This window comes from Mesorhizobium sp. M0244 (assembly GCF_040321795.1).
Classification (GTDB): domain Bacteria; phylum Pseudomonadota; class Alphaproteobacteria; order Rhizobiales; family Rhizobiaceae; genus Mesorhizobium.
Genome location: NZ_JAMYSE010000006.1, coordinates 147,966 through 159,983, shown reverse-complemented (window position 1 = coordinate 159,983; position 12,018 = coordinate 147,966). Strand labels below are relative to the sequence as shown.

General features: G+C 62.1%; 12 protein-coding genes. 9 read left to right on the top strand and 3 right to left on the bottom strand.

Annotation, left to right across the window (positions count from 1 at the left end):
- Positions 1–3: 3 nt before the first annotated feature.
- The gene (locus NKJ08_RS07675) at positions 4–825 is read right to left on the bottom strand and encodes an SDR family oxidoreductase (RefSeq protein WP_352523830.1); all 822 of its coding nucleotides are present in this window, start codon (positions 823–825) and stop codon (positions 4–6) included.
- 215 nt (positions 826–1,040) lie between these two features.
- On the opposite strand from NKJ08_RS07675, the gene NKJ08_RS07670 reads away from it, so the two are divergent.
- From NKJ08_RS07670 to NKJ08_RS07645, 6 genes are all read left to right on the top strand, one after another.
- Positions 1,041–2,075 carry a cysteine synthase A gene (locus NKJ08_RS07670; RefSeq protein ID WP_352523829.1) on the top strand — a complete coding sequence of 345 codons (1,035 nt, stop codon included), beginning with the start codon at positions 1,041–1,043 and terminating at the stop codon, positions 2,073–2,075.
- Entirely contained in the window at positions 2,075–2,818 is a 744-nt protein-coding gene (locus tag NKJ08_RS07665; protein WP_352523828.1) for an alanyl-tRNA editing protein, read from the top strand. The genes NKJ08_RS07670 and NKJ08_RS07665 overlap by 1 nt, the downstream gene beginning before the upstream one ends.
- A gap of 37 nt (positions 2,819–2,855) precedes the next feature.
- Entirely contained in the window at positions 2,856–3,713 is an 858-nt protein-coding gene (sseA, locus tag NKJ08_RS07660; RefSeq protein WP_352523827.1) for a 3-mercaptopyruvate sulfurtransferase, read from the top strand.
- Positions 3,713–4,276 (top strand): GNAT family N-acetyltransferase, encoded by a 564-nt coding sequence (locus NKJ08_RS07655; RefSeq protein ID WP_352523826.1) that lies wholly within the window; start codon positions 3,713–3,715, stop codon positions 4,274–4,276. Before sseA ends, NKJ08_RS07655 begins: the two co-directional genes overlap by 1 nt.
- A gap of 146 nt (positions 4,277–4,422) precedes the next feature.
- Positions 4,423–5,229, top strand: coding sequence for a 4-hydroxy-tetrahydrodipicolinate reductase (gene dapB / locus NKJ08_RS07650; protein ID WP_352781584.1), 807 nt, complete (start codon positions 4,423–4,425; stop codon positions 5,227–5,229).
- 78 nt (positions 5,230–5,307) lie between these two features.
- On the top strand, positions 5,308–5,775 hold the full coding sequence (locus NKJ08_RS07645) for a DUF1203 domain-containing protein (RefSeq protein WP_352523823.1): 468 nt from the start codon (positions 5,308–5,310) through the stop codon (positions 5,773–5,775).
- Between the two features lie 251 nt (positions 5,776–6,026).
- Here NKJ08_RS07645 and ald read toward each other — a convergent pair whose 3' ends face one another.
- Positions 6,027–7,142, bottom strand: a complete 1,116-nt coding sequence (ald, locus tag NKJ08_RS07640) for an alanine dehydrogenase (RefSeq protein WP_352781583.1) — start codon at positions 7,140–7,142, stop codon at positions 6,027–6,029.
- 155 nt (positions 7,143–7,297) lie between these two features.
- On the opposite strand from ald, the gene NKJ08_RS07635 reads away from it, so the two are divergent.
- Positions 7,298–7,771, top strand: coding sequence for an Lrp/AsnC family transcriptional regulator (locus NKJ08_RS07635; protein ID WP_023675099.1), 474 nt, complete (start codon positions 7,298–7,300; stop codon positions 7,769–7,771).
- On the opposite strand, the gene NKJ08_RS07630 is transcribed toward NKJ08_RS07635, so the two are convergent.
- Positions 7,768–8,424: a 5-formyltetrahydrofolate cyclo-ligase gene (locus tag NKJ08_RS07630; protein ID WP_352523819.1), complete on the bottom strand. Its 657-nt coding sequence runs from the start codon at positions 8,422–8,424 to the stop codon at positions 7,768–7,770. The genes NKJ08_RS07635 and NKJ08_RS07630 overlap by 4 nt on opposite strands.
- 180 nt (positions 8,425–8,604) lie before the next feature.
- On the opposite strand from NKJ08_RS07630, the gene NKJ08_RS07625 reads away from it, so the two are divergent.
- On the top strand, positions 8,605–9,870 hold the full coding sequence (locus tag NKJ08_RS07625; RefSeq protein ID WP_352781582.1) for an NAD(P)/FAD-dependent oxidoreductase: 1,266 nt from the start codon (positions 8,605–8,607) through the stop codon (positions 9,868–9,870).
- Positions 9,871–10,021: 151 nt separating this feature from the next.
- Positions 10,022–12,001, top strand: a complete 1,980-nt coding sequence (locus NKJ08_RS07620; protein WP_352781581.1) for a bifunctional 2',3'-cyclic-nucleotide 2'-phosphodiesterase/3'-nucleotidase — start codon at positions 10,022–10,024, stop codon at positions 11,999–12,001.
- The last annotated feature ends 17 nt before the right edge of the window (positions 12,002–12,018 follow it).

Genomic DNA, 12,018 nt, shown 5'->3' with positions numbered 1-12,018 from the left:
ATCCTATTCGACCGGCGGCTTGCGGTCGAAATTCAGCGGCCGTGCCTTCCAGCGGGTCACCGTGCTGATTACCCATCGACAGAACGGCCTCGGCAGTATTCTGAGCAGCTTCAGCGTCCAGCTCAGGCGGCGCGGGAAAGTGACTTCGAAGCCTCCGCATTGGATGCCTCGCGCGATGCGGCGCGAAGCCAGATTGACCGGCATCAGGCCCGGCATCGGCAGGAAGTTCTTCTCGGTCAACCGCGTGTCGACAAAGCCCGGATTCATCACCTGGATGCGGACGTTCATCTTGTCGAAATCGTATCTCAGCGACTCGGCCAAGATATTGACTGCCGCCTTGGTGCCGCCATAGGCGGCGGTGGTCGGCCAGCCGAAATAGGCGGTGACCGAACCGATCAGCACGACATGGCCGCGCGAGCGTACGCGCATGCGTTCGATGACCGGCACCAGGCCATTGATGATGCCGAAATAATTGACTTCGAAAGACTGACGGAAATTGCGCGCGACAAGGTCTTCGCCCGGCGTTGCGATATAGCTTCCCGCGTTGAACACCGCCAACACGATCGGACCGAGATCTTTCTCGATCGCTGCAACCGTCTTTGCCATGCGTTTTTCGTCGGTCACGTCGCAGGGATAGGCTGCGACACGGCCCGCCATCTGCGCCGTCTCGATGATGAGCGTATCGATCGGATGGTCATCGGGCGCAGTCACCGCGACGACATAGCCCTGAGCGGCAAGATCCTTGGCCAGCGAACGGCCGATACCGCTGCTGCCGCCTGTAATCCAGGCGACGCCATGTTTCGGATTGGCCCGATAGAGTGTCATGCTGCGCCCCGCCGGCTCTTCTTAGCCTGTGCTCTAGCGGTGAAGAAATCGAATGAAAAGAGTGCTTTTCGGTACATGGTTGAAATGAATGCCGGCCGGCCGCGCCTGGCTGCAGGAATTGCAGTGTGCGAAATGCGACTGGACCAGGCAAATTCTTGCCTTGAAACCGAAGCTTCGGGTTTCTAGGGTTTCGCCGCACCCACAAAGGAATCTCCATGCCCCGTTCTGTGATCGACGCGATCGGCAACACGCCCCTGATCCGCCTCAACAAGGCCTCGGAAGCAACCGGCTGCGAGATCCTGGGCAAGGCCGAATTCATGAATCCCGGGCAGTCGGTCAAGGACCGCGCCGGCCTGTTCATCATCCGCGATGCCGAACAGCGCGGGCTGCTGCGGCCCGGCGGCGTCATCGTCGAAGGGACGGCCGGCAACACCGGCATCGGATTGACGCTGGTTGCGAAGGCGCTTGGCTATCGAACCGTGATCGTCATTCCTGATACCCAAAGCCAGGAGAAGAAGGATACGATCAAACTGCTCGGCGCCGAGCTGATCGAGGTGCCCGCCGTGCCCTACAAGAACCCGAATAACTATGTGAAGCTGTCGGGCCGGCTGGCCGAGCAGATGGCGAAGACCGAGCCGAACGGCGCGATCTGGGCCAACCAGTTCGACAATGTCGCCAACCGTGACGGCCACATCCGCACCACCGCCGAAGAAATCTGGAACCAGACCGGCGGCAAGGTGGATGGTTTCGTGTCGGCGGTCGGTTCCGGCGGCACGCTGGCAGGCGTCGGTTTCGGGCTGAAGGCCAAGAACAGCCAGGTCAAGATCGCGCTGGCCGATCCGCTAGGCGCTGCGCTCTACTCCTTCTACACTACCGGCGAGCTGAAATCCGAGGGCAGTTCGATCACCGAAGGCATCGGGCAGGGGCGGATCACCGCCAATCTCCAAGGCTTTACGCCCGACTTCGCTTTTCAGATCCCCGACGAGGACGCACTGCCGATCGTATTCGACCTGATCCAGGAGGAGGGGCTTTGCGTTGGCGGCTCGACCGGCATCAACATTGCCGGCGCCATTCGCCTGGCGCGCGAGCTAGGCCCCGGCCACACCATCGTGACCGTCCTTTGCGACTACGGAACGCGCTACCAGTCGAAGCTGTTCAATCCTGAATTCCTGCGCGAAAAGAAGCTGCCGGTGCCGGACTGGATGGAACAGCGGAGCACGATTTCGGTGCCGTTCGAGAGGGTCGCGTGATGACGTACAAGACCGAAGCGCTATTTCGTGACGACGCCTATCTGGGGGCGGCCGACGCCACTGTCGTCGCAGTCGATGATCGCGGCGGCATCATTCTGGACCGGACGGTGTTTTACGCCACATCGGGCGGGCAGCCGGGCGACACCGGCAGTTTTGAACGCGCCGACCGCACCGGCATCGCGATTGCCGCTACGATCACCGGCGAAACCAAGGACGAGATCATCCATGTGCCGGCGCCCGAGCAGGCGGTTCCGCTGCTGGGCGAGCGGGTGAAGCTCGCCATCGACTGGCCGCGGCGGCAATTGCTGATGCGCATGCATTCAGCCTGCCATCTGCTTACCGTCGTCTGTCCGTTCCCGATCACCGGTGCCGCGGTTTCCGAGGAGGACAGCCGTGTCGATTTCGACATCCCGGACGCCGGCTTCACCAAGGAAGACGTGACGGCCAGGCTGATGGAACTGGTGCGGGCCGACCACCCGATCTTCACCCGGCTGATCTCCGACGAGGAGCTGGCATCCAATCCGGGGCTGGTGAAATCCAAGAATGTGCGGCCGCCGGCCGGCACGGGAAAGATCCGATTGGTCTGCATCGGCGAGAATGCTTCAGTCGACAGCCAGCCTTGCGGCGGCACCCATGTGAAGAGCACCGGTGAAATCGGCGAGATCCACATCGGCAAGATCGAGAAAAAGGGCCGCGAGAACCGGCGCTTCCGCATTCGCTTTGGACCGATGCCGGCGGCCTGATACATAGGGACTGCGACAGGCGGGCAGGAGAGAAAAAATGGCCGACGACAGTCCCTTTACCATCGATGCTGATTGGCTGCAGACGCGTCTCGGCGAGCCTGGTCTGACGATCGTTGATGCGTCCTGGTATCTGCCGGCGCAAAAGCGCGACGCACGCGCCGAGTATGACGCCGCGCATATTCCAGGCGCCCGCTTCCTCGACCAAGATGCGGTTTCGGACCCTGATGCGGCTCTACCGCACACGTTGCCATCGCCGCAGCATTTCGCCCAATATGTCGGCGCGATGGGCATTTCGGCCGACGACACTATCGTCGTCTATGACGGGCCGGGGTTCTTTTCGGCGCCGCGTGCCTGGTGGCTGTTTCGCGTCATGGGCGTGTTCCAGGTCTACATACTCGACGGCGGCTTCGATCGTTGGAAAGCAGCCGGACGGCCGGTTACGGCGGAGCCCACGAAGATCGCGCCTTGCGTGTTTTATGCCAACTTAGACACCGCCCGCGTCGCCAGCCTTGCCGATATGCGCCGGATCGTCGAGACAGGGGAGAGCCAGATCGCGGATGCCCGCTCGCCTGGCCGTTTTGCCGGCACCGAGCCGGAGCCGCGCCCTGGCATCCGCTCCGGTCATATGCCGGGCGCGCACAATGTGCCGTTTTCGGCGCTTTCGGAAAACGGCGAATTGTTGCCTAAGGACAGGCTGCGCAAAGTGATCGAGGAGGCCGGCATCGACCTGTCGAAGCCGGTCGTCACCTCCTGCGGGTCGGGCGTCACCGCGGCAGCCATCACGCTAGCCTTGGAGACGCTTGGCCATGCCGACAACAGGCTTTACGACGGTTCATGGACCGAATGGGGCGGGCTTTCCGACACGCCCGTCGTGACAGGCAAGGACCGACGGTGATGGAAAACGGAGCACTGGAAGACATCGACGTCACCGTGACGTTTCTCGAAATGCATGTGCCGCCTGCCTATTCGCCGCCGCTGCCGTACAACCGCCAGATCGCGCTGCTCAAGACCAAAGACATTCCGCTGCATTTCTACCGCTATTTGATGGATCGGGTCGGCCGTAAATGGCACTGGGTCAATGTGCTGAGGCTGAATGATGAGGAGCTTGCGGCGGGCATCCACCGCGAGGACCGCGACATCAGGGTGCTTTATCTCGACGGAGCGCCCGCCGGCTTCTTCGATCTCAAGCCGCATCTGCCGGAAGAAGTGGAGCTCGCTTATTTTGGCATGATGGAGCACGCGACCGGGCAAGGGATCGGCCGCTGGTTCCTCGGCGCAGCAATCGCGGCCGCCTGGTCGCACGGGCCGAAGCGGGTGACGGTGCAGACCTGCACCCTGGATCACCCGGCAGCACTGCCGCTTTATCAAAAGCTCGGTTTTGCGCCGGTGGCGCAAAAGAAGGAGGTCGTGCATCCGATGCCTTTTGCCGAGCGTGCCGCCAGCGTCATGCGGCCCTGATCTCAGGCCCGTTCATCCAGGCTTCAGCTTGTCGTTGCCACGTCCCAGGGGCTGGATCAACACTCAAAGGCGGGTCCGGCTTGAATGAGCCGGGCTCTTTCCATATCGCTGTCGTTTAAAAGCCGATGATGATGGAGGATCGAACGATGGCAATACGCGTGGTGATGGCCGGTGCGACCGGCTGGGTCGGCAAGGCGCTGGTCCCGGCGATCGTCGCGCAAAACGACATGGCGCTGGTGGGCGCTGTGTCGCGTAGCGGCGCGGGGCAGGATTCCGGCCTGCTGGTTGGCATGCCGGCCACTGGCGTGACCGTTTCGGCTTCGTTGGCGGAAGCGCTGCGAGCCCCGTCTGATGTGCTGGTCGACTACACCAAGCCGCATGTGGTTAAAGATCACGTGCTGCTCGCCATCGACAAGGGACGGCACGCGGTGATCGGCACCTCGGGACTGGGTGCGGCCGACTATGCCGACATCGACGCCGCGGCGCGCGCCAACGGCGTCGGCGTCGGTGCCGCCGGGAACTTTTCCATCACCGCCACGCTGATGAAGCGGTTTGCACTTATGGCGGCAAAATACGTGCCGGATGTCGAGGTCATCGATTATGCCAGCGCAAAGAAGCCCGACGCGCCCTCCGGCACCGCACGAGAGCTTGCAGAAGCGCTGGCCGACATCCGCAAGGCTTCGACGGCAAAGCCGGTCTCCGAAGTCTCCGGCGTGCCGGGAACACGTGGTGCGGCGGTTGGCGCGGGCGAGGGGGTGCAGGTGCATGCGCTTCGGCTGCCGTCCTACATCCTGTCCTGCGAGGCACTGTTCGGCCTGCCCGACGAGCGGCTGACCATCCGCCACGATGCCGGCTCGTCGGCCGCGCCGTACGTGGCCGGCACGCTGCTCGCCATCCGGCGGGTACAGGAGGTCAAAGGCCTGGTGCGTGGTCTCGACGCGCTGATGGACTGATCCGTTCCGGCAGGAATCGGGTGGGAAGCTTTGCCTTGGGAGCATAATTTCCGGTCAACGAGAACCGGAGATTTCGCCATGACCGTGAAATTCAAAGCCTTGCCGACCGATGCGGTCCGCGCACTTCAGCGCGGCGGACCGGACGCTTATGGCCTGACACCAGAGCGGAAGGTTTCGGACGGCGACGGAGTGCCTTGCCGTCACTGCCTGAAGAACGTTGCTGCGGGAGAAGACTATCTTGTTCTGGCCTATCGGCCTTTTCCTGAGCTGCAGCCTTATGCTGAAACCGGGCCGATCTTCCTGCATTCGGAAGAATGCGAACGCGCCGCCGAGGTCGAAGTGCTTCCCAAGATGCTCGAAAGCAGCGATTATATCGTGCGCGGCTATGGCAAGGACGACCGCATTGTCTACGGCAGCGGCGGTGTCATCCCGACCGACGTTATCGCGACACGGGCAGAGACCTTGTTCGAGCGCGACGACATCGCTTATGTCCACATCCGCTCGGCGCGCAACAATTGCTATCAGTGCCGGATCGACCGCGCGTAAACCGGACAAGCTGCACCGGCTTAGGGTTGTCGTACTCCCGTCGCATTCTTGCGGTAGAGAGGGATCGTCGATCGATTTGCCGACCGCGGATGAACCGGCGGGAAATCTCGACAACCGAGGAAGCGGGGCTTTGGCTCCGCTTTTTTGTTATCCGGTTATTCCGCGCGTCCGACGCTTTTCAGTTTTTCACAAAGAAAAGCCCGTCGGATAGACCGACGGGCAGCTCCGCTGGAGAAGCAGGTTCGGACAGCTCAGGCCGCGAGAACCGCCTTTGGCTCGACCAGCTCGTAGCCGAGCGCTTCGGCCACCGCGCGGTTGGTAATCTTCCCCTTGTGGACGTTCAGGCCGTTGCGCAGATGGTGGTCGTCGATCAGTGCCTTGAGGCCCTTGTCGGCGAGCTGCAGGCCATAATGCAGCGTCGCATTGTTGAGCGCATGGGCAGAGGTGACTGGCACCGCACCCGGCATGTTGGCGACGCAATAATGAATGACGCCGTCGACCTCATAGGTCGGTTCGGCATGGGTTGTGGCGTGCGAGGTTTCGAAGCAGCCGCCCTGGTCGATGGCGACGTCGACCAGCACGGCGCCTTTCTTCATGCCCGACAGCATTTCGCGCGTCACCAGCTTCGGCGCGGCCGCGCCAGGGATCAGTACGGCGCCGACGACGATGTCAGCCGAAAAACATTCTTCCTCCAGCGCCTCGACGGTCGAGTATCGGGTGTGGACGCGGCCGCCAAAGATGTCGTCGAGCTGACGCAGGCGCGGGATGGAGCGGTCGATGATGGTGACGTCCGCGCCAAGCCCTGCCGCCATCCGGGCGGCATGCAGGCCGACGACGCCGCCGCCGAGCACAGTCACCTTGCCGGGCAGCACGCCGGGCACGCCGCCGAGCAGGACACCGCGACCGCCATTGGCCTTCTGCAGCGCGGTGGCGCCCGCCTGGATCGACAAGCGACCGGCAACTTCCGACATCGGTGCCAAGAGCGGAAGGCCGCCGCGCTCGTCGGTGACGGTCTCGTAGGCGATGGCAGTCACGCCGGAGGCCAGCAGGCCCTTGGTCTGCTCGGGATCCGGCGCGAGATGGAGATAGGTGTAGAGGATCTGGCCGTCGCGGAGCTGAACCCATTCGTTGGGCTGCGGCTCCTTGACCTTGACGATCATGTCGGACTTGGCGAACACGTCGGCGGCTGTCTTGGCGATCGTGGCGCCGGCGGCGCGGTACGCATTGTCGTCGGAGCCGATGCCGGCGCCAGCCCCGGTCTCGACCAGCACTTCATGGCCATGAGCGACATATTCGCGGACCGAGCCCGGCGTCAGCCCGACGCGGTATTCGTGATTCTTGATTTCCCGGGGGCAACCGACGCGCATCTTTTTCTCCTGATCCGGCCCTTTGGGCTCGTTCCCTGTCTAGGGATAGTGAACCACGAATCGTTCGGTAAGTGTTTGCGAATGCGCTTGCCTGAGAGGCCGCTGTTCGATAATCGTTGCGCGAAACAGTAGAATTATCGCAGGAACCCGCAAAAATGCCGCTCGACAGGATCGATATCGCCATTCTCGAGACGTTGCAGAAAGATGGGCGAATACCGAACGCAGCCCTTGCCGAGAAGGTCGGCCTGTCGCAGTCGGCCTGTTCGCGGCGGCTGGACAATCTGGAGAAATCCGGAACCATCCGCGGCTATCATGCCCGGCTGTCCAATGCTGCACTTGGGCACCAGATGACGGCGATCGTGCATATATCGCTGTCCGGGCAGTTCGAGAAGACGTTGTCGGATTTCGAAGCGGCGATAAAGCGCTGCCCGAACGTGCTGTCCTGCCATCTGATGTCGGGCGAATATGACTACATCCTGCGCATCGCGGCGAAGGATCTCGTCGACTACGAACGCATCCACAAGGAGTGGCTTTCGGCAATGCCGCATGTGACGAAGATCAATTCGTCTTTTGCCTTGCGCGAAATCGTCGATCGCACAGCCGTGGGAATGAAGCCTGAACTCGCCTAGGCTTTGAATGCCTCGGTCACCACACGGTCCATCTGAATATCGTGCGGCTGCGGGTAGATGGTGACGATGCGCTGCAACTCGTAGCCGACGCCGATGACCAGCGGCTTGAACGGCATCGCGGCAAGCGTGCGATCGAAGAAGCCGCCGCCATAGCCGAGGCGAAACTGTCCGGGATCGATGCCGACGATCGGCGAAATGACGATGTCGGGCAGCACCGGATCGCCCTCGGCCGGTATCGGGATATTCCAGACGCCCTTCTCCAGCCGGTCTCCGTGAATATAGGCGCGAAAGACAAGCGGCCGGTCTTTCTCGACGACGACGGGCAACGCCGTGCGGCCGCCCCGCGCGTTAACGGTTTCCATCCACGGGCGCAGGTCCGGCTCGCCGCGAAACGGCCAGTAGAGGCTGACCATGCGGCCGGCGATGTCGCCGATCACCGCGTCGAGACTTTCGGCAATGCGCTGCGACATGGCCGTGCGCACGTCGGCGGAAACTGCAAGGCGGGATGCGATCAACCGCTCGCGCTCGGCCTTGCGCCAGCGCTTTACGTCGGTCCAGTCGGAGAGCGGCGCTTGGAACTCCGGATCGAGCTCGTGCATAAAACAAGGCGGCGAGGCGTACTGCGCAGAGCCTTCATCGTCATACCTAGCCATGCTTCACCTGCAATATACTGTTCCAATCAAGCCATATCTGGGACGTAAGCTATATCTGGGAATGAGTCTGCAGCATGCGTATTCACGACATCAAGCGACGAGTCCCAGGCAGTTGCAGCACAGGCATTGCTGCACTGCACAACGATGCTTACATCAGTTTTGGCGAGAGGGATGAGTGAGATGAACACAGCCAACCATCACGTCGTCGTCGTTGGCGCCGGTTTCGGCGGCCTCGAATTTACCCGCGCGCTTGCCGGCGCGCCGGTGCGCATCACCATGATCGATAGGCGTAACCACCATTTGTTTCAGCCGCTGCTCTACCAGGTGGCGACGACGGCGCTGGCCACCTCCGAAGTGGCCTGGCCGATCCGCCATCTTCTGCGCAAACGCAAGGACGTGACGACGCTGCTCGCCACCGTGACCGGCATCGACCGCACCGGCAAGCGCGTGCTGCTGCGGGATGGCGGCGCGGTCGCCTACGACACGCTGCTGCTGGCCACCGGTGCACGGCACGCCTATTTCGGCCATGACGAATGGGAGCCGTTCGCGCCGGGCCTGAAGACGCTGGAGGACGCCACCACCATTCGACGGCGTATTCTTTTGGCTTTCGAGCAGGCCGAGCGGGAAACCGATCCCGCCAAGCGCCAGGCACTGCTGACACTCGCGATCGTCGGCGGCGGGCCGACTGGCGTGGAACTGGCCGGCACCATTGCCGAACTGGCGCATGAGACGCTGCGCGGCGAGTTCCGCAACATCGACACGCGCGAGACGCGCGTGGTGCTGATCGAGGCCGGCGACCGCGTTCTTGCCAATTTCGCGCCGGAACTCTCCGATTATGCAATGAAGGCGCTCGAACGGCTCGGCGTGACGGTCGAACTCGGCCGGGCGGTTACGCGCTGCGATGCCGAGGGTGTCGTCTTCGGCGACACCCACTTGCCGGCCAGGACAATCCTTTGGGCGGCAGGCGTCGCCGCTTCGCCGGCCGCCGAGTGGCTCGGCGCGGCAGCGGACCGCGCGGGCAGGGTGCTTGTCGAGCCCGACCTCACTGTACCGGGAGACCCGGAGATTTTTGTCGTCGGTGACGCAGCGCACGTCCTGCGGCCGGATGGCCGGTTGGTGCCGGGCGTCGCGCCCGCTGCCAAACAGCAGGGACGGCATGTCGCCGCGACGATCAAGGCCAGGCTCGCCGGCGACGCGACACCGCGTCCGTTCCGCTACAGGCATGACGGCGACCTGGCGACGATCGGCAAGCGCGCCGCGGCCATTGATTTTGGCTGGATCAAGCTCACCGGCCGACCTGCCTGGTGGCTGTGGGGCTTCGCGCATATTTACTTCCTGATCGGCTTTCGTAACCGGCTTGCGGTTTCTCTGAGCTGGCTATGGATCTACTTCACCGGTCAGCGCAGCGCCCGGCTGATCACGCAGGGCGACGACGACAAGGGCTGATTTTTCGGTGGCGGATGTTCATCCGCCGGTCACCTTTTCCTGATCGACTGGACTTGCTGTTGGACCGGACTTCCTAATGGACTTGAGGGAATTTCGGCGCGAAGCTTTGCTTCGGGCAGGACTTGCCACGCCGTGGAAGAAAGAGAAACGAATGTCCCAATTGCGCCACCTCGTCTCACGCCGCGATTTCCTCGCCGCCGCCGCCGCCGGCGGAGCGCTGATCATGTTTCACCCGTTCTCCGCCCGGGCTCAAGTCAACCAGGCGCATCTGAGGATCATGGAGACGACCGACATCCACGTGAACGTGCTGCCTTACGATTACTACGCCGACAAACCTAACGACACGATGGGGCTGTCACGAACGGCATCATTGATTGAAGCGGTGCGCAAAGAAGCCACCAATGCGATGCTGATCGACAATGGCGACCTTCTGCAAGGCAACCCGATGGGCGACTACATCGCCTATGAGAAAGGCATGAAGGACGGCGACCTTCATCCGGTCATGAAGGGTATGAACCTGCTTGGCTACGAATGCTCGACGCTCGGCAACCACGAGTTCAACTACGGCCTGTCGTTCATGGACAAGGTGCTGGCCGGTGCCAATTTCCCCTTCGTCTGCGCGAATTTGATCCGCGGCACGGAACTTGCCGCGAACCCGCGCGACGACAAGCTCTATCTCAAACCCTACGTCATCCTCGATAGGAAGATCAAAGACGGGTCGGGCGCCGAGCAGCCGATCAGGATAGGCATCATCGGCTTCGTGCCGCCGCAGATCATGGTCTGGGATCTGAAAAATCTCGAGGGCAACGTCAAGACGCGCGACATCGTCGAGTCGGCCAAGGCGTGGGTGCCGCAGATGAAGGAAGAAGGCGCCGACATCGTCATTGCGCTCTCCCATTCCGGCATCGACGTGAAGCAGGGCGACATGATGGAGAATGCCTCCTTCTTCGTCGCCGGTATCGAAGGCATCGATGCGGTGTTCACCGGTCACCAGCATCTCGTCTTCCCTGGCAAGAAGGACTTTCAGTCGCTGGAGGCCGTCGATGCGGCAAAAGGCACGTTGCAAGGCAAGCCCGCCGTCATGGCTGGCTTCTGGGGTTCGCATATGGGGCTGATCGATCTGTTGCTGGAGCGCGACGGATCGACATGGAAAATCGTCTCGGCGACCTCTGAGGCAAGGCCTATCTTTGAACGGGTCGACAAGGCGAACAAACCGACGGTCGCGGACGACCAGCGCATCGTCGACGCGCTCAAGCTGGATCACGAGGCGACGCTTGCCTATGTGCGCCGGCCGGTCGGCAAAACCTCGGCGCCGCTCTATTCCTATTTTGCGCTGGTCGCCGACGATCCGTCGGTACAGATCGTCAGCCAGGCGCAGACCTGGTACTTGAAGGACATCCTAAAGAACACCGAGTGGAAGGATTTGCCGCTGCTTTCGGCGGCGGCACCGTTCAAGGCGGGCGGGCGCAACGGCGCCGATTATTATACTGACGTGCCGGTGGGCGATATCGCCATCAAGAACGTCGCCGACCTCTATCTCTATCCAAATACGGTGCGCGCCGTCGAAATTACCGGGGCTGAGGTGAAGGAATGGCTGGAAATGTCGGCCGGCATCTTCAACCGGATCGAGCCGGGCAAAGCCGACCAGGCGCTCATCAACACCGATTTCCCGTCCTATAATTTCGACGTGATCGATGGCGTCACCTACAGGATCGACCTGTCGCAGCCGCCGAAATATGATCCCAAGGGCGGGCTGGCGAATGCCGGCTCGAACCGCATCATCGAGTTGATGTTCGACCGAAAACTGATTGATCCGGCACAGAAATTCGTCGTCGCCACCAACAACTATCGCGCCGGCGGCGGCGGCAACTTCCCGGAGATCAATGCCTCGAAGGTCATCTACGAAGCGCCCGACACCAACCGCGACGTGATCGTGCGCTATATCATCAGCAAAGGCACCATCAACCCGTCGGCGGACGCCAACTGGTCGTTTGCACCGCTGCCGGGAAGCAGCGTCGTGTTCGAGACCGGCGCCAAGGCGAAGGAATTTATTGCGCAGGTGACGTCGCTGAAGATCGAGCCGGCGGGCGAGGGCGAAGCGGGGTTTTCCAAATACCGCATCACTCTTTGAAGCGAGGATTTGAGCGT

Excerpts from the sequence above, each read along its gene's own strand:
- NKJ08_RS07675 (WP_352523830.1), bottom strand. The coding sequence starts at position 825 with ATGACACTCTATCGGGCCAATCCGAAACATGGCGTCGCCTGGATTACA.
- NKJ08_RS07670 (WP_352523829.1), top strand. The coding sequence starts at position 1,041 with ATGCCCCGTTCTGTGATCGACGCGATCGGCAACACGCCCCTGATCCGC.
- NKJ08_RS07665 (WP_352523828.1), top strand. The coding sequence starts at position 2,075 with ATGACGTACAAGACCGAAGCGCTATTTCGTGACGACGCCTATCTGGGG.
- sseA (WP_352523827.1), top strand. The coding sequence starts at position 2,856 with ATGGCCGACGACAGTCCCTTTACCATCGATGCTGATTGGCTGCAGACG.
- NKJ08_RS07655 (WP_352523826.1), top strand. The coding sequence starts at position 3,713 with ATGGAAAACGGAGCACTGGAAGACATCGACGTCACCGTGACGTTTCTC.
- dapB (WP_352781584.1), top strand. The coding sequence starts at position 4,423 with ATGGCAATACGCGTGGTGATGGCCGGTGCGACCGGCTGGGTCGGCAAG.
- NKJ08_RS07645 (WP_352523823.1), top strand. The coding sequence starts at position 5,308 with ATGACCGTGAAATTCAAAGCCTTGCCGACCGATGCGGTCCGCGCACTT.
- ald (WP_352781583.1), bottom strand. The coding sequence starts at position 7,142 with ATGCGCGTCGGTTGCCCCCGGGAAATCAAGAATCACGAATACCGCGTC.
- NKJ08_RS07635 (WP_023675099.1), top strand. The coding sequence starts at position 7,298 with ATGCCGCTCGACAGGATCGATATCGCCATTCTCGAGACGTTGCAGAAA.
- NKJ08_RS07630 (WP_352523819.1), bottom strand. The coding sequence starts at position 8,424 with ATGGCTAGGTATGACGATGAAGGCTCTGCGCAGTACGCCTCGCCGCCT.
- NKJ08_RS07625 (WP_352781582.1), top strand. The coding sequence starts at position 8,605 with ATGAACACAGCCAACCATCACGTCGTCGTCGTTGGCGCCGGTTTCGGC.
- NKJ08_RS07620 (WP_352781581.1), top strand. The coding sequence starts at position 10,022 with ATGTCCCAATTGCGCCACCTCGTCTCACGCCGCGATTTCCTCGCCGCC.